Raw genomic sequence first — 26,689 nt, 5'->3', positions numbered from 1 at the left:
CCAGCGCTACTCGCGCTGTCGCCGCACGACAAGTTCTAGGCGGCGCCGCAGTGCAGCTGGTGCACGTTGGAATCCAGCGTCTCGTCGGTCGGCCATTCGGCCGTCGCGGCGGCAGCCGACGATTCGAGCGGGCGCGAGATGTAGTAGCCCTGCGCTTCGGTGCAGCCATGCCGTGCCAGCCAGTCGTATTGTTCGCGCGTCTCGACCCCTTCGGCAGTGGTTTCCATGCCCAGGGCCCGCGCCAGCATGACGACGTTGCTCACGATGGCCTGGCAATCGCTGCGATCGAGCATCTCGGACACGAAGCACCGGTCGATCTTGATCTTGTCGAACGGGAAGGCGCGCAGATAGTTGAGCGAGGAGTAGCCCGTGCCGAAATCGTCCAGCGCGATGCGCACGCCCAGTTCGCGCAGGCGATGGAGCATTTCCACATTGGCCTCGCTGTCGTGCATCAGCGTATTCTCGGTGATCTCGATTTCGACCCGCTGCGGATCGATCCGGGAATGGTCGATCGCGCTGGTGAGCACCTGAACGAGGTTGGGATTGCGCATCTGGACCGGCGAGAGATTGATCGCGATCCGGTGCGGTTCGTCCCAGCTGGCGGCCTCTTCGATCGCCTCGCGGATGATCCAGTCGCCCAGCGGAATGATCAACCCGGTTTCTTCGGCGATGCCGATGAATTCGCCCGGCAGGATGCGCCCGCGCTCGGGATGCTCCCACCGTACCAGCGCTTCCTTGCCGGCGCACTTGCCGGTCCGCAGGTTGATCTGGGGCTGGTAGACGAGGGTGAACTGGCCCTCGGTGATTGCGGTGCGCAGGTCGAGCTCGAGATCGCGCCTGGTGTGCTCCATCAGGTTGAGCGAGGCGTCGTAGTCGGCGAAGGTCGATCGCCCGGCGCGCTTCGCCGCGTAGAGCGCAAGGTCGGCCTGGCGCATGAACTCCTCTCCGTCGAGACCGCGCGCACTGCTGTAGGCCACGCCAACCGAGGCGGACACGCGCACGGTCTGGCCCATGAGCTTGAAGGGCTGCCCCATCGCTTCGACGATTCGCGAGGCACAGCCGTGCACCGCCGCCAGATCGCGCACCCGAGTCAGCAGGACCGCGAACTCGTCACCCCCCAGCCGCGCCGCGAGATCGTGTTCGCGCACGATCGCATCGATCCGGTCCGCCGCCGCCCTGATCAGCTCGTCACCGACATAGTGGCCGAGGGTGTCATTGACCGACTTGAAATGGTCAACATCGATATAGAGCAGAGCGACGCGGTCGTTCTTGACCTGACCGGACAGCGTTTCGGCGAGCGTTTCGTTGAACAGGTGGCGGTTGGCGAGGCCGCTGAGCGTATCGTAGCGGGCCATGCGGGCCACCCGCTGTTCGGTCTCGCGGCTGTCGGTCACATCGCGCAGGACCCCGCGCATCAATCCCTCGTCGGTAGGATTGCCTGAAATGCTCCAGGCGCGGATTTCCTCGTCGACTGCGATCTCGACCACCAGATCGCGGAAAGCCGCCCGCTGGAGCAGCAAGGCGGCAAGCTTTTCGCGGGCGGGCCCGGCTTCGAACAGGCCGACGAGTTCGCGCCCTTCGAGGAAATCGCGATCGAGCCCGGCGGCATGGCCGAACCGGGCGCACACATTGGTGAGGCACGCACCTTCGTCGACTTCCCACAACCAGTCGGAAGAGGACGCCTCGTATTCGTGCAGCAGCAGCTTGACCGTCTCGGCAGTCGCCTGCTGCTCGATCTGTTCGCGCAAGTGCTTTTCATACTCGCGCGATTGCCGCCAGGCCGACCGGATCAAGGACACGCCGAAGGCCACCGCTATCGCCAGCGACGGCCACGAAACCCGGTCGGTCATCAGGAAGGACAATATGGCCGCGGCGACCATCGAGCCGGCCAGATAGGACGTCAGCGGCTGCGGGAGCGAGCGGTAGGCGATGACCGAGGAAGCGAGCAGCCCGGCCGTCAGAACGACGAAGAAGATCGGATGGGTGACGAACAGGATCGGGAACAGCACCAGCGCGCCCGTCATCCATACCAGCGTCTCGATATTCGCGGCGGTTTGAAGGTCGCGTTCGAAACCGGTCAGGTGATCGACGTCGATCGTATCGGGATAGTACCCGCGCGCGAGGCGCCAGCGATGGACGTTGCAGGCGGCGACTGCGCAGGCCCAGAGAGCTGCCAGGGGTGCGATCGGCTCGCTCCAGACCGCCATGACGCAAGCCGCCGCCGCGAAAGAATGAAGCACGCACAGGGATGGAATGTGGGCAACGAATTCACGCAAGCGCCAGGCGAGCAGCAAATTTCGCTCGCCAAGGATCGCCATCTGTTTCTGGATCACGCCGTCCCCCTTTGCAGGAAGGCATCGCTATCGAAAATGTCTTAACCGAATATCAAGCACGAATTCACTGATTTGAAGTATTGTTAGCATCCGCTGATATTTTCTCGCGCGGTCGGATCACTTTCCCTGTGGGGTGACGAGAGCGGCAGGCCGGATCGGTCGCCCCGCCTATTGGGCGAACAGCGTGACGCTGTGCCCGTCTCCGGACAGGCGGATGCCATTCTCCTCGGTCCGTTCGATCCGGTCGGCCGCGCGGATCGCGGAGATGATTTCGGGCAGGCGTGGCGGGAGCCCGATCTTGCATACCGGCCCGTCATACGCTGGCTCCGTGACGGCAAAGCGGTTGTCGCGGATGGTGTACGAGATCGACTGGCCCGCGCAGCCCGGCTCCCACCAGATCTTTTGGTCATCGGCGCTGAGCGCGATGCCATAGGGCTCGTCGAAAGGTTCTCCATCGATCCCGGCGACCCGCCATTCGCCCGCAAGGGTCGTCGGCACGTCGCTGGCGAGCGGCGACAGCACGATGCGCTCGTCGCCGCGCGTCAGGAGCACCGCGGCCCCGCCCTTGCCGCGCGAGACGTCCCACGTACCTTCGAGCGCCTCAAGCACACGCGGCAGATCCTGCGGATAACCGATCCGGCAGACGATCTGCGGCTCGTCGTATTGTGGGCGGGCGAATGCGATCCCGTCGGCGCTCGTGCGATAGGATATCGTCTGTCCGGCGCAGGCGGGCTGCCATTCGAGAGCGTCTGTATCGCCGGTGAGGGCGATCGGCTGTTCCAGCGGCCGCCCACCGAGCGTTTCGATCACCCATTCGCCGGTCAGATCGACCCGCTGCGTGGTTGCCCCGGCTGCGGCGCCGGCTTGCGCGGGGCCGCCAGAGCCGCCCAGCGCCGCCTGCTCTTGCGGAGTGGCACATGCGGCAAGAGTGCTGGCGAGCAGGAAGGGTATCAGGCGCATCGGGTAGTTCTCCTTGGCGACCCCAACGTCCCGGGAAAGAAAAAGGCCCCGGGGGATCGCTCCTCCGGGGCCTTTTCATGCCGTTGGCGTGAACGCGCGCTTACTCTTCGGTCGCGCCCGCTTCACCCTCTGCCGGCTCCTCGCCGGTCTGCAGGTATTCGCCCGCGTCGGCATCGGTGCCGTGGGTTTCGCCTTCCATCCGTGCGAGCGGATCGTCGCCGGTCGCCGCTTCGGGGCCCTGCGCGAGTTCGGCCTTGCGCTCCTCCTCGGCGGTTTCGGCGGCGATGATCGCTTCCTGAGCCTTCTTCCACGAAGCCTTGAGCGCGGCATCGCGGCTGGAGGCGGTGACCCGCATGCGGTTCATGGTCGCGCCCGTCCCGGCGGGGATCAGGCGGCCCACGATCACATTTTCCTTGAGGCCGATCAGCGTGTCCTTCTTGCCCTCGACCGAAGCCTGGGTGAGCACGCGGGTCGTCTCCTGGAACGACGCGGCCGAGATGAACGAACGCGTCTGGAGCGAGGCCTTGGTGATGCCCAGCAGAACCGGCTTGCCTTCGGCATGCTTCTTGTTTCGGCCAAGCTTCGAGTTGACCTCGTTCATTTCCTCCAGATCGACCTGTTCGCCCGGCAGCAGCACGGTGTCGCCGCCATCGGTGATCTCGACCTTCTGCAGCATCTGACGAACGATCGTCTCGATGTGCTTGTCGTTGATCTTCACGCCCTGCAGTCGATAGACTTCCTGGATCTCGTTCACGAGATACTCGGCCAGCGCTTCCACGCCCAGCACGTCGAGGATGTCGTGCGGGTTGGGCGAGCCCGAGATGAGCGTGTCGCCCTTCTTCACGAAGTCGCCTTCCTGCACGTCGATCACCTTGGTCTTAGGGACCAGGTATTCGACGGGTTCGCCCTCCTCCGGAACGATCGCGATCTTGCGCTTCGCCTTGTATTCGCGGACGAATTCGATCTTGCCCGAAATCTTGGCGATGATCGCGTTGTCCTTCGGAATACGCGCTTCGAACAGCTCGGCAACACGCGGCAGACCGCCGGTGATGTCCCGCGTCTTGGCGGCTTCGCGGCTGGCACGGGCCAGAATGTCACCGGCGGCGACTTCCTGACCGTCCTCGACCGAAAGCGTGGTGCCCGGCGCCAGCATGTAGCGCGCGGCCTCGTTCTCAGCGTCGGTGCTGCCTTCGTTGAAGAGGGTGAGGCGCGGACGCAGCTCTTCCTTCTTCTTGCGACCGGTCGCACGGTTCTCGGTCACGACGCGCTGGGCGATGCCCGTCGCATCGTCGACGCGCTCTTCCAAGGTCGAGCCTTCGACCAGATCCTGGAACTTCACGACGCCCGACTGTTCGGTGATGATCGGCAGCGAGAACGGATCCCATTCGGCCAGACGATCGCCGTCGGTCACCTTCGCGCCATCCTCGTGCATCAGCACGGTACCGTAAGGCACCTTGTGGATTTCGCGCTCGCGGCCTTCCTTGTCAATCACCGCCAGTTCGCCGTTGCGGGCAAGCGACAGGATCCGGCCCCGCTTGTCGGTGATCGTCGGCATGTCGCGATAGACGACCTTACCATCGGACACCGAGTCGAGGTGGCTGGTTTCGTTCAGCTGCGCCGCACCGCCGATGTGGAAGGTACGCATGGTCAGCTGCGTGCCGGGTTCACCGATCGACTGCGCCGCGATCACGCCGACGGCTTCGCCGATGTTCACCGGCGTACCGCGGGCGAGGTCACGCCCGTAGCAGGTGGCGCATACGCCCTGGTCGGCTTCGCAGACCAGCGGCGAACGGATCTTGGCGACCTGCACTTCGGCTTCCTCGATCGCTTTCACCATCGGTTCGTCGAGCAGGGTGCCAGCCTTCGCAATGACTTCGCCGGTGGCCGCGTTGACCGCGTCCTCGGCCAGGGTACGGCCCAGGATACGCTCTGCCAGCGATGCGATCACCGAACCGCCCTGAACGATGGCGCGCATGTCCAGGCTGTTGTCGGTCTTACAGTCCTCCATCACGATCGTGCAGTCCTGCGACACATCGACGAGGCGACGCGTGAGGTAGCCCGAGTTGGCGGTCTTCAACGCGGTGTCCGCAAGGCCCTTACGGGCACCGTGAGTCGAGTTGAAGTATTCGAGGACGGTCAGGCCTTCCTTGAAGTTCGAGATGATCGGCGTCTCGATGATCTCGCCCGACGGCTTGGCCATCAGGCCACGCATACCCGCAAGCTGCTTCATCTGCGCAGGGCTACCACGCGCACCGGAGTGGCTCATCATGTAGATCGAGTTGATCTGCGCTTCCTTGCCGTTCTCGTCGATCGGGCGCGACTTGATCTTGTCCATCATGGCGTCCGCCACCTGGTCGCCGCAACGGCTCCAGGCGTCGATCACCTTGTTATACTTTTCCTGCTGGGTGATCAGGCCGTCCTGATACTGCTGTTCGTAATCCGCGACGAGGGACTTGGTCTTCTCGACCATTTCCACCTTCGCCTCCGGGATTTCCATGTCGTCCTTGCCGAACGAGATGCCGGCCTTGAACGCGTAGCGGAAGCCGAGCGACATGATCGCGTCGGCGAACAGCACAGTGTCCTTCTGGCCGGTATGACGGTAAACCTCGTCGATCACGTCGCCGATGTCCTTCTTGGTCAGAAGGCGGTTGATGATGTCGTAGGGCACCTTGTGGTTCTTCGGCAGGCACTCGCCGATCAGCATCCGCCCCGGGGTCGTGATGAAGCGTTTCATCTCGACCTTGCCGTTCTCGTCGGTCTGCGGAACGCGGGTGATGATCTTGGAGTGCAGCGTCACCGCATTGGTTTCGAGCGCGTAGTGGATCTCGCTCATGTCGGTGAAGCGCGGCAGCCTCTCGATCTTCTCGCCGTCTTCCCCGTCGAGGAACTCGGGCGTGTGCTCTTGGCGTTCCATCGAGAGGTAGTAGATCCCCAGCACCATGTCCTGCGAGGGCACGATGATCGGCTTGCCGTTGGCGGGCGAGAGGATGTTGTTGGTCGACATCATCAGCACGCGCGCTTCGAGCTGGGCTTCCAGCGAAAGCGGCACGTGGACGGCCATCTGGTCACCGTCGAAGTCGGCGTTGAAGGCCGAGCAGACGAGCGGGTGCAGCTGGATCGCCTTGCCTTCGATCAGGACGGGCTCGAACGCCTGGATGCCCAGACGGTGAAGCGTCGGTGCGCGGTTCAGGAGAACCGGGTGCTCGCGGATCACCTCGTCGAGGATGTCCCAAACTTCCTTGCGCTCGCGCTCGACCCATTTCTTGGCCTGCTTGAGCGTCATCGAAAGGCCCTTGGCGTCCAGACGCGCGTAGATGAACGGCTTGAACAGCTCGAGCGCCATCTTCTTGGGCAGGCCGCACTGGTGCAGCTTGAGTTCCGGGCCGGTCACGATGACCGAACGGCCCGAATAGTCGACGCGCTTACCCAGAAGGTTCTGGCGGAAGCGGCCCTGCTTGCCCTTGAGCATGTCGGACAGCGACTTGAGCGGACGCTTGTTGGCACCGGTGATCACACGGCCGCGGCGGCCATTGTCGAACAGCGCATCGACCGCTTCCTGCAGCATGCGCTTTTCGTTGCGCACGATGATGTCGGGCGCGCGCAGCTCCATCAGGCGCTTGAGGCGGTTGTTGCGGTTGATGACCCGGCGATAGAGGTCGTTGAGGTCGGACGTCGCGAAGCGGCCGCCATCCAGCGGCACCAGCGGGCGCAGCTCGGGCGGGATCACGGGGACGACTTCGAGGATCATCCATTCGGGGCGGTTGCCCGATTCGATGAAGCTTTCGACAACCTTGAGACGCTTGATGATCTTGGCGGGCTTGAGCTTGGACTTGGTGGTCTCCAGCTCTTCGAGAAGGTCGGCCTTCTCCTGCTCCAGGTCGAGGTCCATCAGCATCTGGCGCACGGCTTCCGCACCGATCCCGGCGGTGAAGGCGTCTTCGCCATACTCGTCCTGCGCTTCGAGGAGTTCATCCTCGCTCATCAGCTGGAAGCGTTCGAGCGGGGTGATGCCCGGTTCGATGACGATGTAGTTCTCGAAGTAGAGAACCCGCTCGAGCACCTTGAGCTGCATGTCGAGCAGGAGGCCGATGCGCGAAGGCAGCGACTTGAGGAACCAGATATGCGCGACCGGCGCGGCCAGTTCGATGTGGCCCATGCGCTCACGACGGACCTTGGTGACGGTCACTTCGACGCCGCACTTTTCGCACACGACGCCCTTGTACTTCATGCGCTTGTACTTGCCGCACAGGCACTCGTAGTCCTTCACCGGGCCGAAGATGCGCGCGCAGAACAGGCCGTCACGCTCGGGCTTGAACGTGCGGTAGTTGATCGTTTCGGGCTTCTTGATCTCGCCGAAGGACCACGAACGGATGCGTTCGGGGCTGGCGATGCCGATCTGGATCTCGTCGAAGGTTTCGGGCTTCGCGAGCTGGTTGGTGAATTTCGTAAGTTCGTTCATTTCTCACATCCCTTTGAGGGGAAAACAGGGGGCGGAGGGGACGGGCGACCCGCGAAGGGCCGCCCCGCCTCCCGTTATTCAGCCGCGATCTGCATGCCGTCGTCGTCCTCGTCCGCGATGGACTTGAGTTCGACGTTGAGGCCCAGCGAGCGCATTTCCTTGACGAGCACGTTGAAGCTCTCCGGAATGCCCGCTTCGAAGGTGTCGTCGCCCTTGACGATCGCTTCGTAGACCTTCTGGCGGCCGACCACGTCGTCCGACTTGACGGTGAGCATTTCCTGCAAGGTGTAGGCCGCGCCGTATGCCTGCAGCGCCCACACTTCCATTTCACCGAAGCGCTGGCCGCCGAACTGCGCCTTACCGCCCAGCGGCTGCTGGGTGACGAGGCTGTACGGCCCGATCGAGCGGGCGTGGATCTTGTCGTCCACGAGGTGATGCAGCTTGAGCATGTAGATGATGCCCACGGTCACCTTGCGGTGGAAGGCATCGCCCGTGCGCCCGTCGAACAGGACCGACTGGCCGTCCGCATCCAGACCCGACTTGGTCAGCTGGCTGGTCACGTCGCCTTCGCGGGCACCGTCGAACACCGGGGTGCCCATCGGGACGCCGCGGGTCAGGTTGCCCGCGAGCTCCGCGATTTCCTCGCCCGAGCGACCTTCGATCGAGTCGTGATACTCCTCGCCGTAGATCTCCTGCAGCTTTTCCTTGATCGCTGCGGGCGGTTCGCCGGGCTCGGCATCGGGGTTCTTCTGACGCCAGTCTTCCAGCGCATCCTTGATCTGGTGCCCGAAGCTGCGGGCGGCCATGCCGAGGTGCGTTTCGAAAATCTGCCCGACGTTCATGCGGCTAGGCACGCCCAGCGGGTTGAGCACGATGTCGACCGGAGTCCCGTCGGCGAGGAACGGCATGTCCTCTTCCGGCAGGATGCGGCTGATGACGCCCTTGTTCCCGTGACGGCCGGCCATCTTGTCGCCCGGCTGCAGCTTGCGCTTCACCGCGACGAACACCTTGACCATCTTGAGCACGCCCGGGGCGAGTTCGTCACCGCGTTCGAGCTTTTCCTTGCGGTCCTCGAACTTGGCGTCGATGCCCTTCACGGCTTCGTCGTACTGGCCCTTGATCGCTTCGATCTGTGCCTGGCGATCATCGTCTTCCACCGCGAACTTGAACCATTCGTGGCGGTCGACGCTCTCGATCACCTCGTCGGTCAGTTCGGTCCCCTTCTTGACGCCCTTGGGCGCGGCCGAAGCGGTCTGGCCGATCAGCATGTCCTTCAGACGGTTGTAGGTCGCCCGGTTGAGGATCGCGCGTTCGTCGGCGCTGTCCTTGCGCAGACGCTCGATTTCCTCGTTCTGGATCGCCCGCGTACGGTCGTCGATCTCGATCCCGTGGCGGTTGAACACGCGCACTTCCACCACCGTGCCGGCCACGCCCGGCGGCAGGCGGAGCGAGGTGTCGCGCACGTCGCTGGCCTTTTCGCCGAAGATGGCGCGCAGAAGCTTTTCTTCCGGCGTCATCGGGGACTCGCCCTTGGGCGTGATCTTGCCGCACAGGATATCGCCCGGGTGTACTTCGGCCCCGATGTAGACGATGCCCGCTTCGTCGAGGTTGCGCAGCGCTTCCTCGCCGACATTCGGGATGTCGCGGGTGATGTCTTCCGGCCCGAGCTTGGTGTCGCGCGCCATCACCTCGAATTCCTCGATGTGGATCGAGGTGAACACATCGTCCTTCACGATGCGTTCGGAGATGAGGATACTATCCTCGTAGTTGTAGCCGTTCCACGGCATGAACGCGACGAGGCTGTTCTTGCCCAGTGCCAGCTCGCCCAGATCGGTCGAGGGGCCGTCGGCGATGACGTCGCCTTCCTCGATCGTTTCACCCACCTTCACCAGCGGACGCTGGTTGATGCAGGTGTTCTGGTTGGAGCGCTGGAACTTCTGCAGCGTGTAGATGTCGACGCCCGACTGGCCGGGTTCGACATCGCCGATCGCACGGATGACGATACGCGTCGCGTCGACCTGGTCGACGATGCCGCCGCGCTTGGCGGTGATCGCCGCGCCCGAATCGCGCGCCACGGTTTCTTCCATGCCGGTGCCGACCCACGGCGCTTCCGCCTTCACGAGCGGAACGGCCTGGCGCTGCATGTTGGCGCCCATCAGCGCGCGGTTGGCGTCATCGTTTTCCAGGAAGGGAATGAGCGATGCACCGACCGAGACGAGCTGCTTGGGGCTGACGTCCATCAGCGTGATGGTTTCGCGCGGAGCCATCAGGTTGTCGCCGCTCTGGCGGGCGGAGACCAGCTCTTCCACGAAGCTGCCGTTCTCGTCGAGTTCGGCCGATGCCTGCGCAACCGTGTGCTTCTGCTCTTCCATCGCGGACAGGTAGATCACCTCGCTGGTGACCTTGCCGTCGATCACGCGGCGGTACGGCGTCTCGATGAAGCCGTACTTGTTCACGCGGCTGAAGCTGGCGAGCGAGTTGATGAGGCCGATGTTCGGGCCTTCAGGCGTCTCGATCGGGCAGATGCGGCCATAGTGGGTCGGGTGAACGTCGCGGACTTCGAAGCCGGCACGTTCACGGGTCAGACCGCCCGGCCCAAGCGCCGACACGCGGCGCTTGTGGGTGACTTCCGAGAGCGGGTTGGTCTGGTCCATGAACTGCGAGAGCTGCGAGGAACCGAAGAACTCACGCACGGCAGCCACGGCGGGCTTGGCGTTGATGAGGTCGTTCGGCATCACTGTCGACACGTCGACGCTGCTCATGCGCTCCTTCACCGCGCGTTCCATGCGCAGCAGGCCGACGCGGTACTGGTTTTCGAGCAGTTCGCCGACCGAACGCACACGGCGGTTGCCGAGGTTGTCGATGTCGTCGACTTCGCCCTTGCCGTCCTTCAGGCCGACGAGCTCCTTCACCACCGCGAGGATGTCTTCCTTGCGCAGCGTGGTGACGGTGTCTTCGGCGTCCAGTTCCAGACGCATGTTCAGCTTCACGCGGCCGACGGCGGACAGGTCGTAGCGCTCGCCATCGAAGAACAGGCCTTCGAACAGGGCTTCGGCGGTTTCCTTGGTCGGCGGTTCGCCCGGGCGCATCACCTTGTAGATGGCTTCCAGGCCCTCGTCGCGGTTCTCGGCCTTGTCGACCTTGAGCGTGTTGCGAATCCACGGGCCGGTGTTGACCTCGTCGATGTCGAGCAGCTCGACCTGGTCGACGCCCGCGTTGTCGAGCACTTCGAGGTGGTCGGGCGTCACTTCGTCGCCCGCTTCGATATAGATGCGACCGGTCGATTCATCGATCATGTCGCGCGCGGCGTAGCGGCTGAAGATTTCCTCGCTCGGCAGCAGCAGGCTTTCGAGGCCGTCCTTGCTCGCCTTGTTGGCAGCGCGCGGGCTGATCTTCTGGTTGGCGGGGAAGACTTCCTCGCCCGTATCGGCATTCACCAGCGGGAAGGTGGGCTTGGAGCCGCGCCATTGTTCGGGCACGAAGGGAATCGTCCAGCCGTCCTTCGCACGCTTCCAGACGACGGTGTCGTAGAAGTGGTGCAGGATGTCTTCACTGTCGAGGCCGAGCGCATAGAGCAGCGAGGTAACCGGCAGCTTGCGCTTGCGGTCGATCCGGACGTTGACGATGTCCTTGGCGTCGAATTCGAAATCGAGCCACGAACCGCGGTACGGAATCACGCGCGCGGCGAACAGCAGCTTGCCCGAGGAGTGGGTCTTGCCGCGGTCATGGTCGAACAGGACGCCCGGCGAACGGTGCATCTGCGAGACGATCACACGCTCGGTACCATTGACGATGAAGGTGCCGTTCTCGGTCATGAGCGGCATGTCGCCCATGTAGACTTCCTGCTCCTTGATATCGAGCACGGAGCGGGCTTCGGTGTCCTGGTCCACTTCGAACACGATCAGGCGCAGCGTGACGCGCATCGGCGCGGCGTAGGTGATCCCACGCTGGCGGCATTCGGTGGTGTCGTACTTGGGCGGTTCGAGTTCGTAATCGACGAAGTCGAGCTCGGCAGTGCCCGCGAAGTCGCGGATCGGGAAGACGCTGCGCAGCGTTTTCTCGAGGCCCGAGACGTAGTCGATTTCCTTGTCGGAGCGCAGGAACTGCTCGTAGCTTTCGCGCTGGACCTCGATCAGGTTCGGCATCTGCACCACTTCGTGGATGTCGCCGAAGATCTTGCGGATGCGGCGCTTGGCCGTACCGGTCTTGGCCGCGCCGCGCTTCATCGGAAGCTTTGCGTCGTCGTTCGCGCTCTTGGTCGCCATAAGTCGAGAGAACCTCTTTGCCGTTCGCGGGGAGACGAGGGCACGCACCCTCGACCGAATCCTGCGAGAATAAAATTGTCGCTGCACGAGGGAGATGGCCAGAGACGACGGCGGATCATCCGGCACGCGGAGGCTCCGCATGCCGTTGGGGTCTGTCCGCCGCGATGGTCTGGCCCGCCGCTTCCTTCCCTGGCCCGAATCTCGCGCGTGATTCGGCCTTGCTCGAAGCTGGCGTGTGCGCCGGATGTAGGATTGCGCGCCCCGAATGTCAAAGGAGAGACAGTTTTTTCGTTTATCAATCAGCGCCTTATCGTTTTTCGATATTTATCGATTGACGATAAGCCGGCGTCCGATTATTGAATATCGATATCGGACACAAAGGAGATCGATAAATGACCACCACGACCCAACGCATCGCCGCGGCCTTCGCCGCCATCCTTATCGCCACCAGCAGCCTGACCGCCATCGTCACCGTGCCGTCCGCCGACACCACCACTGCCATCGCCTCGGCCGCTGCGCCGGAGCTTGCCTGACCACCATCCACCGCCGCCTGACGAAAGGGACCCCTCCCATGCACGGCCTCACCAAGCACCTCTTCGCATTCTGCGCCGCGCTCCTTATCGCGGGCGGCAGCCTCAGCGCCGTGACCACCGTACCCGGGCCGACCGCCATGGCCGCGCCCGAACTGGCCTGAACCGGCCAGGACCAACCGACCGAAACACTGGGGAGACTCGCAATGCCCAAAGCCATCAACGATCCGCTTCTGCTCGTCGGCAAGATCTTCTGCATCCTGTTGCAGGCGCTGATGGCGCTCGGCGCCGTCGCCCTCATCATCGCGATCCCGGTCGTCCTGTTCGCACAGGACATGATCCAGGCCGAGATCGTGGAGGAACTGCCGAGCGTCACGCAGGAATTCCCCGCCCTGCTGATCGCAGCGATCATGGCCATCGGGGTCTCCATCGTCGTCATGCTCTTCATCTTTTTCGGCAAGCTTCGCCGCATCATCGGCACCGTCGGTGAGGGTGATCCCTTCCAGCCCGAAAACGCGAAACGGCTGAGCCAGATGGGCTGGCTTATGCTCGGCACGCAACTGGTCATCATTCCCGCCGGGATCATCGTGATGCAGCTGGCACGCTACGCCGACGCGATCGAGAAGGCCGGAGCCGAGAACTTCAGCCTCACCTTCGATGACGGCGGGTTCGACATGACCGCGCTGCTGCTGGTGGTGATCCTTTTCATCCTCGCCCGCGTATTCCGCCATGGCGCCGAGATGCGCGAAGACCTCGAAGGAACCGTCTGATGCCCCCGCGCAACGAACCCGCCACCGAAGGAACCCGGATCATGGTGAAACTGGACGATCTGCTGCACGACCGCCGCATGACGTTGACGGAACTGGCCGAACGGGTCGGCATGACCCTCGCCAACCTCTCGATCCTCAAGACCGGCAAGGCCAAGGCGATCCGGTTCTCCACGCTCGAGGCGATCTGCCGCGAACTCGACTGCCAGCCGGGCGACCTGCTGGGCTACCACCCGCACGAGGGCCATGCGTGACCTTCGGCAACGGACCCGGTCGCCGGCCCGATGGAGGAAAGTCAATTTCCGCTGGCACAATTCGTTCGAAACTCACATGGCGATTCGGCCGACGCTCAGCGAAGCATCCGGCTCTCCGTCTTTCGACAACCAGGGGTTTATGATTATGAAGAAGATTATCGCCGTCGCCACCGTCGCCGCTTTCGGTCTCTCGCTCGCCGCGTGCGAAAGCCAGGCCGAAGAAGAAACCGAAGCGCAGGCCGAAGTGCTCGACGAGCAGGCCGAGCTGAACGAAGCCCAGGCCGACCTTGCCGACGAACAGGCCGAAGACGCCACCGGCGCCGAAGCGGAAGAGCTGACCAGCGAAGCCGATTCGCTCGAAGCCGAAGCGGAAGTTCAGGAAGACACCGCCGACGAAATGTAATCGTCGCAAGTCGATTAAAAGAGACGCCCCGCCCTCACCCGGCGGGGCGTTTTGCGTTTGGGCCGTAACCCACTCCAACCGCGCCCTGAACCGGCTGTGGAGACCGCCACGGCGCGCGCTTTTGCTTGACTCGAACGCTATCCCCGCTAAGTACGCGCCGTCCGCGTGTGGCGTAACACCCGCTGCGGTCATCCGTCCGAGACAGCTGGTGACCGGAATATGCCGGTCTTAATCTCCGGCCTAGACGGGGAAACGAGATTTCAGGCGACACGCGCTGCTGCGCAAGTCGCAATCGCATCCAGTTGATGGATGCACCTCCTTCCCCAGAAACGGACCCATGGCCTCGCCGCCTGCCATTCGTGGTCGGCTGCGCGGTCGAATGTGAGCCGGTCGTGGATGGCGCGAGCCAGACACGGCCATATGTGAAGGAGTAAGCATGGATCGTTCGCAAAAAACCGATGCGGTCGCTCAGCTGAACAACGTCTTCAACGAGGCGGGCGTGGTGGTCGTCACCCGCAACCTCGGCCTGACGGTGGCAGAGTCCACCGATCTGCGCGCGAAGATGCGTGAAGCCGGCGCGACCTACCAGGTTGCGAAGAACCGTCTTGCCAAGATCGCCCTCAAGGACACCGACTATGCAGGTATCGAAGAATACCTGACCGGTCCGACCGCCCTCGCATACAGCGAAGATCCGGTCGCCGCGGCCAAGGCCGTGGTGGAGTTCGCGAAGACCAACGACCGTATCGAAGTGGTCGGTGGCTCGATGGGCTCGCAGGTGCTCGACGAAGCCGGTGTGAGGTCTCTCGCCTCGATGCCGAGCCTCGACGAACTGCGTGGCAAGCTCGTTGGTCTGGTCAACGCCCCCGCGACGAAAATCGCGCAGGTCGTCAATGCCCCGGCGAACAAGCTGGCCCGTGTCTTCGGCGCATATGCCGCCAAGGACGCTGCGTAAGACGTTTTTCCGCACGACATATCCGGCCGCGGCATGAGCCCGGCCACGCTATCAATTGGAGTGAATTATCATGGCTGACATCGCCAAGCTTGTTGAAGAACTTTCGAAGCTGACCGTCCTCGAAGCAGCTGAACTCGCCACCGCTCTGGAAGAAGAGTGGGGCGTGAGCGCCGCTGCCGCAGTTGCGGTTGCAGGGCCTGCTGCTGGTGGCGACGCCCCGGCTGCTGAAGAAAAGGACGAATTCGACGTCATTCTCACCGGCGACGGTGGCAAGAAGATCCAGGTCATCAAGGAAGTCCGCGCCATCACCGGCCTGGGCCTCACCGAAGCCAAGGGTCTCGTCGAAGGCGCACCCAAGCCGCTCAAGGAAGGCGTCAACAAGGCCGAAGCCGAAGAAATCAAGAGCAAGATCGAAGCCGCTGGCGGCACGGTCGAACTCAAGTAAGCTTTTCGCGCTTACGAGTGACAACGAAGGGGCGGTGCCAGCAATGGCGCCGCCCTTTTTCGTGGCCCGCAATCAGGTCATCTCGCGCCCGCGCAGCACGTGGTGTTCCTTGCCTGCGTGCAGGTCGTCCGCCTCGATCTGCGAGGCGAGGCGGACCATGTCGTTCTCGCGGTAGTCGCGCTCCAGCCGTTCGACCGCGCTGGGGTCCGTGTCGATCTGCTCGAGCGCGGCGCGGCCCATCGCGATCGCCGATTCGCGCACTTCGCGCACTTGGAAGGCTATGTCGGCATCCGCCAGTTTCATGACATGGCGCCGGTCGAAGGTGCGCACCATCAGCGCGGCATCGGGAAATGCCTCGCGGACGGAGGTGAGGAACTTCGCCTCCAGTTGCTCCCCGTCGATGCAGAAACAGATTAGCTTCGCATCGCGCCCGCCCGCCTGGCGCAGCATGTCGAGCCGCAGCGCATCGCCGAAGAACACCTTGATGCCGAACCGCTCCGCCATGTCGATCTGGTCGACCTTGCGATCGATGATCGTGACGTCGAGCCCGGCGGTGGCTAGCAGTTGCGCCACGGTCTGGCCGAAGCGGCCGAAGCCGATCACCAGCGCCTGCGGCGTTTCGCCGTCGGGCCCCTCGCGCTCCTCGTGCCCGCCGTGCGCGGGCGCGCGCAGGCGCCGTGTGGCCATCATCAGGAACGGAGTGGTCGCCATCGAGATGGTGACGATCGCGGTGAACAGGCTGGCGGTCTCGGCATCGATCACCCCGCCGCGCTGCGCCTGCGTAAACAGCACGAAGCCGAATTCGCCGCCTTGGCTCAGCAGCAGGCCGAGCGCGAGCGCGCTACGCCATGGCAGCTTCACCGCCATGCCCAGCCCGGTGATAATCGCGGTCTTGGTCGCCACCAGCGCCGCCGCCATCGCGAGCACGAACAGCGGCTGCTCCGCGATCGCGCGCAGGTCCAGCATCATGCCCACAGAGATGAAGAACAGCCCCAGCAGGATCGAGCGGAAGGGTTCGATATCCGCCTCCAGCTCGTGTCGGTAGGGCGTATCCGCCAGCATCACGCCCGCGATGAATGCGCCGAGCGCGGTCGAAAGGCCGATCGACTGCATCAGCGCGGCGGAGACGACCACCGCGAACAGCGCGGCGACGACGAACATCTCGCGCTCTCCTAGTCGCCCGATCAGGCCGAACAGCGGACGCAACAGGAACCGCCCGGCGAGCACGAGGCCCACGCAGGCCCCCAGCGCGACCGGCAGCTGCAGCCAGCCCGAGATCGCGCCGTCATCCGCCCCTTGCGTGCCGAGCGCGGCAATGATCGCTAGCAGCGGGATGATCGAGAGGTCCTGGAACAGCAGGATCGAGAACGCGCGTTCGCCCACGGGCGTGCGCAGGTTGCCGCCCGACTGCAGCATCGGCAGCACCTGCGCGGTGGAGGACAGTGCCAGCGGCAGGCCCAGTGCGAGCGCGGCGGCATAGGGATAGCTCGTCGCAAACCACAGGACCGCGAACAGGGCCGCGCCGCATAGCGCCACCTGCGTCAGACCGAGGCCCAGGATCGCGCCGCGCAGACGCCATAACCTGGCGGGCGCCAGTTCCAGCCCGACCACGAACAGCAGCAGCACGATCCCCAGCTCGCCCAGCGCGAGCGTCTGTTCGCCCGTGCCGACGAGGCCCAGCACCTGCGGCCCGACCACCGCGCCCGCGACGAGATACCCCAGCGTCGCGCCAAGACCCAGCTTGCGGAACACGATCACGAAGACCAGCGCCGCGGCCAGCATCACCAGCCCGGCTTCGAGCGCAACATGCGCCGAGGCTTCGCCCGCGCCCGAGTGGTCCATCCCTGTGTGCTCCCGAAGTATCAGGTCGATGAGCAAATGCCATGGAGGGCGCGCAGGCTCTAGGCAAGCCGGTTCGCGCCCCATATCCGGGCCGGCTTTTTATGACAGATATTACCCCTCTCTCGCGGGATTCGTCCCCCTGGCGCACCGAGATTGCCGCCACCCTGCGGCTCAGCTGGCCGCTGGCGCTCGCCAACCTGCTGCAGATGCTGACCTACGCGATCGACGTGATCTTCATCGCGCGGTTGGGCGAGCAGGCGCTGGCGGCATCCGCCCTCGTCGTGTCGGTCTTCGGGCTGATCGTGTGGGCTCTGTCGGGACTGACCGGCGCGGTGTCGGCAGTGATTTCCGCCGCGCTCGGCGCGCGGGCGCCCGCGCTGCGCCCCGTGCGGCGCGCGACCCGCATGGCGCTGTGGCTCGCGGTGCTGAGCGGGGCGGCCGGGATGGCCCTGATGCTGGGGTTCGAACAGTTCGCGCTGCTCACCGGGCAGGATCCCGTGCTGGCCGCGCTGGGGCAGAGCTATGCGACTGTGCTGCTCTGCTCGACCATCCCCTTCCTCATCAACAACGTGCTGCGCAGTTTCGTGTCCGCGCTCGACCGCCCGATCTTCGCGACGGCGATCACCGCGCTCGGCATCGGGGTCAACGCCATCGGCAACTACGCCTTCATCTTCGGCAACTGGGGCGCGCCCGAGCTTGGCCTGCCCGGGGCGGCGGTGGCGACGCTGATGACCTCGCTGTTCACGATGGTCGCCTATGTGATCGCGATCCGGATCGACCCGCGCCTGCACCGCTACCACATCTTCGGACGCTGGTGGGTGCCCGACTGGCAGGCCTTCGCCCAGATCGTGCGGATCGGCACGCCGATCGCGCTGATGATCTGCGCCGAGGCGGGCGTGTTCGGTGCCGCCGCCTTCCTGATGGGCAATATCGGGGCGGCCCAGCTCGCCGCGCACACCATCGCTTTGCAGATCGCCGCGCTCGCCTTCCAGGTGCCGTTCGGCGTCGGGCAGGCGACGACCATCAGGGTCGGCTATTTCTACGGTGCGCGCGACGGCGAGGGCATGGCCCGTGCGGGCTGGAGCGGGATCGGCATCGCGCTGCTGTTCATGAGCTTCACCGCGAGCGCGATGGTCCTGATCCCCGAGCCGCTGCTGGCGATCTATATCGATCCGTGGGACGCGGCGAATGCCGGGCTGGTCGCCTTCGCCACCCGCTACCTGCTGGTGGCCGCCGCGTTCCAGCTGGTCGACGGGGTCCAGGCGGTCGCCGCGGGCGCACTGCGGGGTCTGCAGGATACGCGCATCCCGATGTGGATCGCGATCTTCTCCTACTGGGTGCCGGGCTTCGGCGGATCGCTGGTCCTCGGCTTCGCGACGCACCTTGCGGGGGTCGGCATCTGGATCGGCCTCGCCGCCGGGCTCGCCTTCGCCGCGGGCCTCCTCACCTGGCGCTGGGCGCGGCGCGAGGCGCTGGGCCTCACCCGCATCCAGCCGGGCGAGGACGTGATCAGGCCGCCTTCTGCGTAACCTCGCGCTGCGGGTAGGGGATCGTGATCCCGGCCTCGTCGAACCTGGCCTTGGCCGCTTCGGTCAGGTCCCACGTCAGCGCCATGTAATCGCTCGTCGGGCACCACACGCGCAGGCCGATGCCGACCGATGAATCGTCGAGCGAGGCGACGAAGGCCTGCGGTTCGGGATCGGCCAACACCCGCTCGTCCGCCCCGGCCAGCGCCAGCAGCGTCTCGCGCGCCTGCTGCATGCTGTCGTCGTAGCCGATGCCCACGATCAGCTCGATCCGGCGGGTCGGGTGACGGTTGAGATTGACGATCGGCTGGTTCCACAGCTCCGAATTGGGGACCATCACGAACAGCCCGTCGAACTGCTTGAGCTCGGTCGTGAACAGGCCGATACGCTGCACGGTCGCGGTAAAGCGGTCGACCGTAATCGCCTCGCCCACCACGAAGGGCCGCTGGACGAGGATCATGACGCCCGAGGCGACATTGCTCAGCGTGCCCTGCAGCGCGAGGCCGATGGCCAGCGCCATGCCGCCCAGCGCGGCGATGATGCTGGTCGTCTCCACCCCGAACTGGCTCAGCACCGTGACGAGCACGACCGCCCACAGCGCATATTTGACCATGTTGGACAGGAAGTTCGCGATGGTCGGTTCGAACTTGGACGATTTCGACAGCGCGCGTTCGGCCCAGCGCGATAGGACGCCCGCAATCAGCAGGCCGATCACCAGCACCGCAAAGGCACCGATGATCTGCATGATGTTGGCCTGCAGCCAGTCGACGATGCTCGCCACGAAGCTGAGGTCCACGCCGGGGGCGGAAGGATTGGAAGGGGTCTGGGTTTGAGAAGCCATGCTCGTCCTGCTAGCTCGGGTCTTGAAACGGATGCGGCACCCACCACTGTGGGGCCGCGCTTATGAGGCTACGCACGAGCGGCAAAAAACGACCCGAGAAGCCTGCGATCGGCCCGTCCGGCGCCCGCAACTTTTTATCCCGGCCCCTGCTTGACGCGCGAACCCCGGCTGCACATATCGGCCCTGCTGGCACTCTTCGTACGAGAGTGCCAACACCCGTTTTTCACCCTAGCAAGAGGTATCAAGCATGGCATTTCGTCCGCTGCACGACCGTGTTCTGGTCCGTCGCATCGAAGCCGAGGAAAAGACCGCCGGCGGCATCATCATCCCCGACAGCGCGCAGGAAAAGCCCAGCGAAGGCCAGATCGTGGCCGTCGGTTCGGGTGCCAAGGCCGAAGACGGCACGGTCACCCCGCTCGACGTTAAGGAAGGCGACCGCGTCCTGTTCAAGAAGTGGGGCGCCGAAGAGATCAAGATCGACGGCGAAGACCTGCTGATCATGAAGGAAAGCGACATCCTCGGGATCGTCGGCTGAGCCGACCCCTCTCGCTTCCAAGACCACTTTAGACTCATTTCAGGAGAACCCCGAAAATGGCAGCCAAGGACGTAAAGTTCGGCCGCGAAGCCCGCGAAGGCATTCTGCGCGGCGTCGACACCCTCGCTAATGCCGTCAAGGTCACGCTCGGCCCCAAGGGCCGCAATGTCGTGATCGACAAGAGCTTCGGCGCACCCCGCATCACCAAGGACGGCGTCACCGTCGCCAAGGAAATCGAACTTAAGGACAAGTTCGAGAACATGGGCGCGCAGATGATCAAGGAAGTCGCATCGAAGGCGAACGACGCCGCCGGTGACGGCACCACCACCGCGACCGTGCTGGCACAGTCGATCGTGAACGAAGGCATGAAGTCGGTCGCCGCGGGCATGAACCCGATGGACCTCAAGCGCGGTATCGACCTCGCCGTGACCAAGGTCGTCGAAGACCTCAAGGGCCGTTCGAAGGACGTGTCCGGCACCAGCGAAATCGCCCAGGTCGGCGTGATCTCCGCCAATGGCGACCGCGAAGTCGGCGAGAAGATCGCCGAAGCGATGGAAAAGGTCGGCAAGGAAGGCGTGATCACCGTCGACGAATCGAAGGGCCTCGAATTCGAGCTCGAGACCGTCGAAGGCATGCAGTTCGACCGCGGCTACCTGTCGCCCTACTTCATCACCAACCCCGACAAGATGACCGTCGAGCTGGATGATCCCTACATCCTGATCTTCGAAAAGAAGCTGTCGAACCTGCAGGCCATGCTGCCGATCCTCGAAGCGGCTGTGCAGAGCGGCCGTCCGCTCCTCATCATCGCGGAAGACATCGAAGGCGAAGCGTTGGCCACCCTCGTGGTCAACAAGCTGCGCGGCGGCCTGAAGGTTGCTGCGGTCAAGGCTCCGGGCTTCGGCGATCGTCGCAAGGCGATGCTGCAGGACATCGCGATCCTGACGAAGGGCGAAATGGTCAGCGAAGATCTCGGCATCAAGCTGGAGAACGTCACGCTGAACATGCTCGGCCAGGCCAAGCGCGTCACGATCGACAAGGACAACACCACGATCGTCGACGGTGCCGGTGAAGAAGCCGACATCCAGGCGCGCGTCGGTGAAATCCGCACGCAGATCGACAACACCAGCAGCGACTACGACAAGGAAAAGCTGCAGGAACGTCTCGCCAAGCTTGCTGGCGGCGTGGCCGTGATCAAGGTCGGCGGTGCCACCGAAGTCGAAGTGAAGGAACGCAAGGACCGCGTCGACGATGCGCTGCACGCAACCCGCGCAGCCGTCGAAGAAGGCATCGTTCCGGGCGGCGGTACCGCGCTGCTCTACGCCTCGAAGGCCCTCGACGGCATCAAGGGCGAGAACGACGACCAGATCCGCGGTATCGACATCGTGCGTCGCGCAATCCTCGCGCCGATCCGCCAGATCGCGACCAATGCCGGTCACGACGGTGCGGTGGTTTCGGGTAACCTTCTGCGCGAAGGCGACGAGACGATGGGCTTCAACGCCGCGACCGACACCTACGAGAACCTGGTTAAGGCCGGCGTGATCGACCCGACCAAGGTCGTACGCACCGCACTGCAGGATGCGGCTTCGGTTGCCGGCCTGCTGATCACCACCGAAGCGGCGGTCTCCGAAGTACCGGAAGACAAGTCGTCCGGTGGCGGCATGCCCGACATGGGCGGCATGGGCGGCGGAATGGGCGGAATGGGCTTCTAAGCCCTCTCCCAACCACGCCTGCCGTTACGGCAAAGAAAAGGCCCCGTCGGAGCGATCCGGCGGGGCTTCTTCGTTCATTACCTGAAGGCTCGTCGTTGCAGGTCGAACAGCATCGGAGGGCTGAGCGCCAGCCCCAGAAGGGCGCCTGCCTGTACGAAGCCTGCCGCGGTGTCAGCGGTGGCGGAGCGCAGCGCGATCACCCACGGAAACCAGCTGGCCTGGTCCGTGCCGGTCAGAAGCACCGCCAGCGCCACGAGCGTTCCCCCGATGCCAAGCGCGAGGGACACGACGAAGTTGTTCCACCGCAGGGCCACCCACAGCTGAATGGAAAGGATGCCGAGGCTGCCGAGAGACATCAGCGCAACGAAACGGGCCGAATCGCTCAGCGGCACGATACCGGTCGGGATTTGGCCCGTCAGATAACCCATGCCCAAGCCCGCGAGGATCGCGCCCGCAATCGCCACCGCCACCATCAGGATGTGGAGCGCCCACAGGATGCCGAGCTTGGTCAGGAATACCTGCCAGCGCGGCTGGGGCTGGACGAGCATGAAGGACCAGCTGCTGCTGCGATATTCGATCTGGCCCATCAGCGTCGCCACGGTGGCGAGCAGGATCGGGTTCAGGAACATGGCCCATAGGGGCACGGTCAGCCGACCGATCAGCTGACCCCACGAGGGCGCGCCCTCGTTGGTGGCCATCGCCAGCGCGATCAGCAGTCCCGGCAGCAGAGGCGGGGCGAGGACCAACAGCAGGATCAGCGAGCCGCGCAGCTTGCGCAGTTCGACTTCGACCAGACGGATCATCGGACAAGCCCCTTCTTCATATCGTCGGGCTCGAACGCCGGGCGCGAACCGAGCTTTTCCTGGTAGAGGCCCTCGAGCCCGCGCCTCTCCTGCGCGAGAGCGGAGACCGCGAAGCCCCGTTCCACGAGCGTCCGGTTGATCTGGGGCGCGGTGAAGCCGCCCATGCGAAACCGCAGTCGTCCATCGGCGGAGGCAGCATCTTCTTCGAGACCGAGCGCAGCGAGCGCGGCCCGCGCCTCGGCCTGCCGGTCGGTGGCGATCGCGACGACCGGTTCGGTTTCACTCAGCTCGCTCAACGGCCCCTGCGCGACCAGTTCTCCCTGCCGGAGCATGCCGATATGACCGGCCACCTCTTCCACCTCGCCCAGCAGGTGGCTCGACAGCAGGACAGTCGCACCGAAACGCGTCGGCAGATCGCGAATCAGATCGCGCATCGCCATGATCCCTTCGGGGTCGAGCCCGTTGGTCGGCTCGTCCAGCAACACCAGTCGGGGTTCGCCCAGCAGCGCGCGCGCCAGCGCGGTCCGCTGCTTCATCCCGAGCGAGTAGGTCTTCACCGCGCGGTCGGCGGCCTTGCGCATCGACACCGCGTCGAGAACGCGGCCGATATCATTCCTGTCGATGCCCCGCAGACGACAGGCGAGCAGGAGATTCTCCCGCCCGGTGAGGTGTTCGTAGAGGCCATGTGTCTCGATCAGCACCCCGACCTGCCCGAGCAGCCCGCGCTTATGCTGCGCGAGATCCTTGCCGAAGAGCGACACCGCGCCGGACGACGGACGCAACAGCCCCACGATCAGCCGCATGACCGTACTCTTGCCCGCGCCATTGGGGCCCAGGAAGCCGTAAACCGCCCCCTCCGGCACGACCATATCGACATCGCGAACGATCCGGTGCCCGCCAAGCGCCAGAGACAGGCCATTGGTCTGGATTGCAGGGGACATTTCACTTGCCTCCGAATTTAATTCAGAGTTAAATGATTCCGCCCTCCAGGATTTAAGTCAAGGTTAAATTCCTCATGTCCGCGATCCGCCTCTCGCTCTGGCTCTCGACGGCCGTATTCCTCGTGCTTCTGGCCGCGATCCTCTTCGAATTCTCGCACCTCCTGTGGCAGCCCGATGGGCGCCGGTGGATCGCGGACATCGCTATCGCGCGCCTTCCCGCCGTCCTTTATCTCTACGCCCTGTGGGCCTGCATCAGAGCAGCGAAGCACATCATTTCGGGAGAGCACTTCGGCGCGGCCACGCGCCGCCTGCTGTGGCAGGTGGGTCTGGCGCTGACGCTCGGCGCGGCACTGGCGACTTTCGGCGTCTCCTGGCTGCGGCTGCTGCTTCAGGATGGCCCCGGCCCGGTGGCCTCTTTCGATCCGGCTACGCTTACACTGGCGGCCGTGGGCCTGATGATGATGGTGCTCTCCGGGCTCTGGCGTCAGGCGGAAGACATGGCGCAGGAACTGGAAGAGTTCTTCTGATGCCGGTCCGCGTGACCCTCGATGCCATGCTGGAGAAGCGTGGCATGACCGGCAAGCAACTCGCACAGAGGATCAATATCAGCGAAACGCAGCTGTCGCTGTTCCGATCGGGAAAGGTCCGCGGCATTCGCTTCGCAACGCTGAACGCGATGTGCGCCGCGCTGGAGTGTCGACCCGGCGACCTGCTCGACTACCATTTCGCCAACACGGACCTGCCGGAGGCGGACGACCGGTAACGCCAGGCGGGGGTGCGCAGCGCGCGGCGCGCATCCCCGCTCATTCGACCTCACCCACCCTTGCGGTTCGCCTCCACTGCCGCGATCACGTCGGCAGGCCAGGTGACCTGCGTCTGCGTCTGCGGGTTGAAGACATCGCCCTGGTACTGCGCCGCCTCGGCTGCGGCGATCTCTTCGGCGGTGAGGAATTCGCTCGGCTCAAGCGCGAACACGTCGAGCCCGCGCGCGATCTCGGTGCCGTAGATGCGACCCTTGTACCAGTAGGCGCTCCAGTAGCCGCCGGTGATCAGCTGCTCTTCATCCACCGGGCCACGGTCGAAATAGGCGATCTCGATCGGGTTCTGCGAATCGGTGAAGTCGATCACGCTGATGCCGCCCTGATACCAGGCCTGCACGAAGATATCGCGCCCGGGCACCGGGATGATCGATCCGTTATGCGCCACGCAGTTTTCCATGTCGCTCTGCGGCGCGGGCAGCTTGAACAGGCTTTCGAAGGTCAGCTCGCCCTCCTTGAGCGAATAGATCGCATCCGCACCCCAGTTGCGCGGGTCGCCCGACTGGCAGCGCGGACGGCCGCCACCGCCCCATTCATCGGTGAACAGCACCTTGGTGCCGTCGTTGTTGAAGGTGGCGGAGTGCCAGTAGGCGAAGCCCTTGTCGGTGACGTCGTCGATCCGCTTGGGCGCGGTGGGGTTCGAGATATCGAGAATGATGCCATTGCCGGAGCAAGCGCCCGCCGCGATGTTCTTGGCCGGGAACACCGTGATGTCGTGGCACTGGTTGGTGACGTAGGTATCCTGGGTGCCTTCCCCGTGGTCGCCGCCGCGCCACAGCCCGGCGATCTGCCCGTCCCTCGCGAAGACGCGCGGGCTGTCGACGATCCGCGATCGCGACGGGTCGGCGAGCGGGATCTCGATCACATCGATGCTGAACAGCGCGGTTTCGTCGCCAGCGGTATCGAAGCAGCCGGCGAGCTCGGCGTCGTCGCGCACGTAGCTCGTGCCCGAATTGTAGACCACGATCCGCCGCTCGTCCGCCGAGACGACCGAGTGCGTGTGGCTCCCCCGGCAGGTCTGCACCAGGCCGACCTGGCGCGGATTGGTGATGTCCGAAATATCGAAGATGCGCACGCCGCGGAAGCGATCCTCGCTCACCCGGCCCTCGACCCCCTGCAACCCGCAATCCTTGCGCGCGCGGCTGTCCTGTACGCTCATGATCAGCAGGTCGCCGACGATCGAGACGTCGCCCTGCCCGCCGGGGCACACGACCGAGCTGACCAGCTGGGGCACTCCGTCCTCGCCGAGGCGATAGGCGTTCCACCCGTGGTAGTTGCCCGCCACCATCAGGTCGCCGGAGAAGGCGAGGTCGGTATTGGCGAAGCTCAGCAGCGATCCGCGCTGGCCGAAACGATCCTCGCTCTCCTCGTCTTCCTCATCCCGCGGATCGGGCTTGGTCGCGGCGAGCAGTTCGGCCTCCTCGCCCTCTTCGCTTTCGTCCCCGTCCTCGTCCTCGATCCGGGGCTGCAGCTGCGCCGGGTTGGCCGGGTCGAAAAAGCCGGTCGGCTTGGGCATCGCCGTGACCAGGCGCAGGTTGCTGATCGCCTCGCCCGCATCGCGGAAGCCTGCGGCGAGCCCGGCGCGCGGATCGTCCGAAAGATCCGATGCGATCGCGTTCATCCGATCGATCTCGCCCTGCTGTTCGTTGCGGATGTCGTTGACGAATTCGAACATCACCGGGTCGTAGGCCGTGCCCGGCTGGTCCAGCAGGTCGTTGACCATCTCGATCGCGCCGCGATGGTGGCGCGTCATCAGTTCGAGGAACAGCGCATCGAACGCGGCCCCGTTGAGCGAGGCGAGGCGCGCCATCTGCTCTGGCGTCGCCATGCCCATGCTCTCGTTCATATGGGCCATGTACTCGGCATGGGTCATGCCGCCCATGCTCTGGGCGGTGTGCTGCATCTGCGCGGGCAGGCCGCGCGCGGCAAGCCAGTCGCGCATGAAGGCGATCTCGTCGGCCTGGCCGGCGTCGATCCGCCCGGCCATGGCAACGATGTCCTCATTGCTCGTCCGCTCTTCCACCAGCGCGGTCATCTCGGTCGCCTGCGCGTGATGCGGGATCATCATTTGCATGAACTGCGCGTCGGCTGGGGCGAAGGTGGTTCCAGCCAGCTTCGTCGCATCCTCCGCCCGCAAGGTGCGGTTCTCCTGCCCGGGGGCACCCGGCTGGATGATCGGCGCATCCTGCGCGGCGAGCGGTGTGGCGATGGCCGAAGCAAGCGTGAGAAGGCTGGCGGCGGTGGTAAAAGTGCGGATGGTCATGTCGATACTCCCCGTTTTGGGGGCGACCTTACTGCTTTTGCGC

At 64.6% G+C, this 26,689-nt stretch carries 21 protein-coding genes; 12 read left to right on the top strand and 9 right to left on the bottom strand.

The genetic code is table 11. The annotated features are described in order from the left end of the window. Nucleotides 1–35: 35 nt before the first annotated feature. The 4 genes from ACYQ0L_RS08750 to rpoB all read right to left on the bottom strand — a co-directional run bounded on the left by ACYQ0L_RS08750 (nucleotide 36) and on the right by rpoB (nucleotide 11,978). The gene (locus ACYQ0L_RS08750) at nucleotides 36–2,333 is read right to left on the bottom strand and encodes a putative bifunctional diguanylate cyclase/phosphodiesterase (RefSeq protein WP_459788695.1); all 2,298 of its coding nucleotides are present in this window, start codon (nucleotides 2,331–2,333) and stop codon (nucleotides 36–38) included. 168 nt (nucleotides 2,334–2,501) lie between these two features. Continuing rightward, complete coding sequence (locus ACYQ0L_RS08745; RefSeq protein WP_459788694.1) at nucleotides 2,502–3,293, bottom strand: hypothetical protein; 792 nt, start codon at nucleotides 3,291–3,293, stop codon at nucleotides 2,502–2,504. A 100-nt stretch (nucleotides 3,294–3,393) separates the two neighbouring features. After that, on the bottom strand, nucleotides 3,394–7,752 hold the full coding sequence (rpoC, locus tag ACYQ0L_RS08740; protein WP_459788693.1) for a DNA-directed RNA polymerase subunit beta': 4,359 nt from the start codon (nucleotides 7,750–7,752) through the stop codon (nucleotides 3,394–3,396). A gap of 74 nt (nucleotides 7,753–7,826) precedes the next feature. Beyond that, nucleotides 7,827–11,978, bottom strand: a complete 4,152-nt coding sequence (rpoB, locus tag ACYQ0L_RS08735; RefSeq protein WP_459789023.1) for a DNA-directed RNA polymerase subunit beta — start codon at nucleotides 11,976–11,978, stop codon at nucleotides 7,827–7,829. A 431-nt stretch (nucleotides 11,979–12,409) separates the two neighbouring features. Here rpoB and ACYQ0L_RS08730 point away from each other — a divergent pair, with 431 nt between their 5' ends. The 7 genes from ACYQ0L_RS08730 (at nucleotide 12,410) to rplL (ending at nucleotide 15,368) form a co-directional block, all read left to right on the top strand. Next, nucleotides 12,410–12,550 carry a hypothetical protein gene (locus tag ACYQ0L_RS08730; RefSeq protein ID WP_459788692.1) on the top strand — a complete coding sequence of 47 codons (141 nt, stop codon included), beginning with the start codon at nucleotides 12,410–12,412 and terminating at the stop codon, nucleotides 12,548–12,550. A gap of 38 nt (nucleotides 12,551–12,588) precedes the next feature. Then, the gene (locus ACYQ0L_RS08725) at nucleotides 12,589–12,711 is read left to right on the top strand and encodes a hypothetical protein (protein ID WP_459788691.1); all 123 of its coding nucleotides are present in this window, start codon (nucleotides 12,589–12,591) and stop codon (nucleotides 12,709–12,711) included. 42 nt (nucleotides 12,712–12,753) lie between these two features. Beyond that, nucleotides 12,754–13,317 carry a DUF2975 domain-containing protein gene (locus ACYQ0L_RS08720; RefSeq protein ID WP_459788690.1) on the top strand — a complete coding sequence of 188 codons (564 nt, stop codon included), beginning with the start codon at nucleotides 12,754–12,756 and terminating at the stop codon, nucleotides 13,315–13,317. Next, nucleotides 13,317–13,568 carry a helix-turn-helix domain-containing protein gene (locus ACYQ0L_RS08715; RefSeq protein WP_459788689.1) on the top strand — a complete coding sequence of 84 codons (252 nt, stop codon included), beginning with the start codon at nucleotides 13,317–13,319 and terminating at the stop codon, nucleotides 13,566–13,568. Before ACYQ0L_RS08720 ends, ACYQ0L_RS08715 begins: the two co-directional genes overlap by 1 nt. A gap of 145 nt (nucleotides 13,569–13,713) precedes the next feature. Further along, complete coding sequence (locus ACYQ0L_RS08710) at nucleotides 13,714–13,971, top strand: hypothetical protein (protein WP_459788687.1); 258 nt, start codon at nucleotides 13,714–13,716, stop codon at nucleotides 13,969–13,971. Between the two features lie 436 nt (nucleotides 13,972–14,407). Then, nucleotides 14,408–14,923 carry a 50S ribosomal protein L10 gene (gene rplJ / locus ACYQ0L_RS08705; RefSeq protein ID WP_459788686.1) on the top strand — a complete coding sequence of 172 codons (516 nt, stop codon included), beginning with the start codon at nucleotides 14,408–14,410 and terminating at the stop codon, nucleotides 14,921–14,923. A 70-nt stretch (nucleotides 14,924–14,993) separates the two neighbouring features. After that, a complete protein-coding gene (rplL, locus tag ACYQ0L_RS08700; protein WP_010409889.1) occupies nucleotides 14,994–15,368 on the top strand; it encodes a 50S ribosomal protein L7/L12 in 375 nt (124 codons plus the stop codon). A 72-nt stretch (nucleotides 15,369–15,440) separates the two neighbouring features. Here rplL and ACYQ0L_RS08695 read toward each other — a convergent pair whose 3' ends face one another. After that, nucleotides 15,441–17,210, bottom strand: coding sequence for a cation:proton antiporter domain-containing protein (locus ACYQ0L_RS08695; RefSeq protein ID WP_459788685.1), 1,770 nt, complete (start codon nucleotides 17,208–17,210; stop codon nucleotides 15,441–15,443). Between the two features lie 101 nt (nucleotides 17,211–17,311). On the opposite strand from ACYQ0L_RS08695, the gene ACYQ0L_RS08690 reads away from it, so the two are divergent. After that, entirely contained in the window at nucleotides 17,312–18,739 is a 1,428-nt protein-coding gene (locus tag ACYQ0L_RS08690; RefSeq protein ID WP_459788683.1) for an MATE family efflux transporter, read from the top strand. Here ACYQ0L_RS08690 and ACYQ0L_RS08685 read toward each other — a convergent pair. Then, nucleotides 18,720–19,577 (bottom strand): mechanosensitive ion channel family protein, encoded by an 858-nt coding sequence (locus ACYQ0L_RS08685; protein WP_459788682.1) that lies wholly within the window; start codon nucleotides 19,575–19,577, stop codon nucleotides 18,720–18,722. The two genes, ACYQ0L_RS08690 and ACYQ0L_RS08685, sit on opposite strands and share 20 nt — an antisense overlap. Nucleotides 19,578–19,824: 247 nt before the next feature. On the opposite strand from ACYQ0L_RS08685, the gene groES reads away from it, so the two are divergent. Next, on the top strand, nucleotides 19,825–20,112 hold the full coding sequence (gene groES, locus ACYQ0L_RS08680; RefSeq protein ID WP_010409879.1) for a co-chaperone GroES: 288 nt from the start codon (nucleotides 19,825–19,827) through the stop codon (nucleotides 20,110–20,112). A gap of 56 nt (nucleotides 20,113–20,168) precedes the next feature. After that, nucleotides 20,169–21,821: a chaperonin GroEL gene (gene groL, locus ACYQ0L_RS08675; RefSeq protein WP_459788681.1), complete on the top strand. Its 1,653-nt coding sequence runs from the start codon at nucleotides 20,169–20,171 to the stop codon at nucleotides 21,819–21,821. 77 nt (nucleotides 21,822–21,898) lie between these two features. Here the strand turns inward: groL and ACYQ0L_RS08670 are convergent, their stop codons facing one another. Further along, nucleotides 21,899–22,624: an ABC transporter permease gene (locus ACYQ0L_RS08670; protein ID WP_459788680.1), complete on the bottom strand. Its 726-nt coding sequence runs from the start codon at nucleotides 22,622–22,624 to the stop codon at nucleotides 21,899–21,901. After that, nucleotides 22,621–23,565, bottom strand: coding sequence for an ATP-binding cassette domain-containing protein (locus ACYQ0L_RS08665; protein WP_459788678.1), 945 nt, complete (start codon nucleotides 23,563–23,565; stop codon nucleotides 22,621–22,623). The genes ACYQ0L_RS08670 and ACYQ0L_RS08665 overlap by 4 nt, the downstream gene beginning before the upstream one ends. 74 nt (nucleotides 23,566–23,639) lie before the next feature. Between ACYQ0L_RS08665 and ACYQ0L_RS08660 the strand changes: the two genes are divergently transcribed. Together ACYQ0L_RS08660 and ACYQ0L_RS08655 are read left to right on the top strand one after the other, a co-directional pair. Continuing rightward, nucleotides 23,640–24,092 (top strand): DUF2975 domain-containing protein, encoded by a 453-nt coding sequence (locus ACYQ0L_RS08660; RefSeq protein ID WP_459788677.1) that lies wholly within the window; start codon nucleotides 23,640–23,642, stop codon nucleotides 24,090–24,092. Continuing rightward, nucleotides 24,092–24,328, top strand: coding sequence for a helix-turn-helix domain-containing protein (locus ACYQ0L_RS08655; protein WP_459788676.1), 237 nt, complete (start codon nucleotides 24,092–24,094; stop codon nucleotides 24,326–24,328). Before ACYQ0L_RS08660 ends, ACYQ0L_RS08655 begins: the two co-directional genes overlap by 1 nt. Nucleotides 24,329–24,378: 50 nt before the next feature. On the opposite strand, the gene ACYQ0L_RS08650 is transcribed toward ACYQ0L_RS08655, so the two are convergent. Continuing rightward, complete coding sequence (locus tag ACYQ0L_RS08650) at nucleotides 24,379–26,646, bottom strand: DUF305 domain-containing protein (RefSeq protein ID WP_459788675.1); 2,268 nt, start codon at nucleotides 26,644–26,646, stop codon at nucleotides 24,379–24,381. Nucleotides 26,647–26,689 lie beyond the last annotated feature (43 nt).

The organism is Alteriqipengyuania triglochinis (assembly GCF_054655655.1).
This window is presented reverse-complemented; position numbering and strand designations above follow the sequence as displayed.

Coding starts and splice junctions, on each gene's coding strand:
- ACYQ0L_RS08730 (WP_459788692.1), top strand. CDS start 12,410: ATGACCACCACGACCCAACGCATCGCCGCGGCCTTCGCCGCCATCCTT.
- ACYQ0L_RS08670 (WP_459788680.1), bottom strand. CDS start 22,624: ATGATCCGTCTGGTCGAAGTCGAACTGCGCAAGCTGCGCGGCTCGCTG.
- ACYQ0L_RS08650 (WP_459788675.1), bottom strand. CDS start 26,646: ATGACCATCCGCACTTTTACCACCGCCGCCAGCCTTCTCACGCTTGCT.
- ACYQ0L_RS08725 (WP_459788691.1), top strand. CDS start 12,589: ATGCACGGCCTCACCAAGCACCTCTTCGCATTCTGCGCCGCGCTCCTT.
- ACYQ0L_RS08720 (WP_459788690.1), top strand. CDS start 12,754: ATGCCCAAAGCCATCAACGATCCGCTTCTGCTCGTCGGCAAGATCTTC.
- ACYQ0L_RS08665 (WP_459788678.1), bottom strand. CDS start 23,565: ATGTCCCCTGCAATCCAGACCAATGGCCTGTCTCTGGCGCTTGGCGGG.
- groES (WP_010409879.1), top strand. CDS start 19,825: ATGGCATTTCGTCCGCTGCACGACCGTGTTCTGGTCCGTCGCATCGAA.
- ACYQ0L_RS08655 (WP_459788676.1), top strand. CDS start 24,092: ATGCCGGTCCGCGTGACCCTCGATGCCATGCTGGAGAAGCGTGGCATG.
- ACYQ0L_RS08710 (WP_459788687.1), top strand. CDS start 13,714: ATGAAGAAGATTATCGCCGTCGCCACCGTCGCCGCTTTCGGTCTCTCG.
- ACYQ0L_RS08745 (WP_459788694.1), bottom strand. CDS start 3,293: ATGCGCCTGATACCCTTCCTGCTCGCCAGCACTCTTGCCGCATGTGCC.
- ACYQ0L_RS08660 (WP_459788677.1), top strand. CDS start 23,640: ATGTCCGCGATCCGCCTCTCGCTCTGGCTCTCGACGGCCGTATTCCTC.
- rpoB (WP_459789023.1), bottom strand. CDS start 11,978: ATGAAGCGCGGCGCGGCCAAGACCGGTACGGCCAAGCGCCGCATCCGC.
- groL (WP_459788681.1), top strand. CDS start 20,169: ATGGCAGCCAAGGACGTAAAGTTCGGCCGCGAAGCCCGCGAAGGCATT.
- rpoC (WP_459788693.1), bottom strand. CDS start 7,752: ATGAACGAACTTACGAAATTCACCAACCAGCTCGCGAAGCCCGAAACC.
- ACYQ0L_RS08690 (WP_459788683.1), top strand. CDS start 17,312: ATGACAGATATTACCCCTCTCTCGCGGGATTCGTCCCCCTGGCGCACC.
- ACYQ0L_RS08685 (WP_459788682.1), bottom strand. CDS start 19,577: ATGGCTTCTCAAACCCAGACCCCTTCCAATCCTTCCGCCCCCGGCGTG.
- ACYQ0L_RS08715 (WP_459788689.1), top strand. CDS start 13,317: ATGCCCCCGCGCAACGAACCCGCCACCGAAGGAACCCGGATCATGGTG.
- rplJ (WP_459788686.1), top strand. CDS start 14,408: ATGGATCGTTCGCAAAAAACCGATGCGGTCGCTCAGCTGAACAACGTC.
- ACYQ0L_RS08695 (WP_459788685.1), bottom strand. CDS start 17,210: ATGGACCACTCGGGCGCGGGCGAAGCCTCGGCGCATGTTGCGCTCGAA.
- rplL (WP_010409889.1), top strand. CDS start 14,994: ATGGCTGACATCGCCAAGCTTGTTGAAGAACTTTCGAAGCTGACCGTC.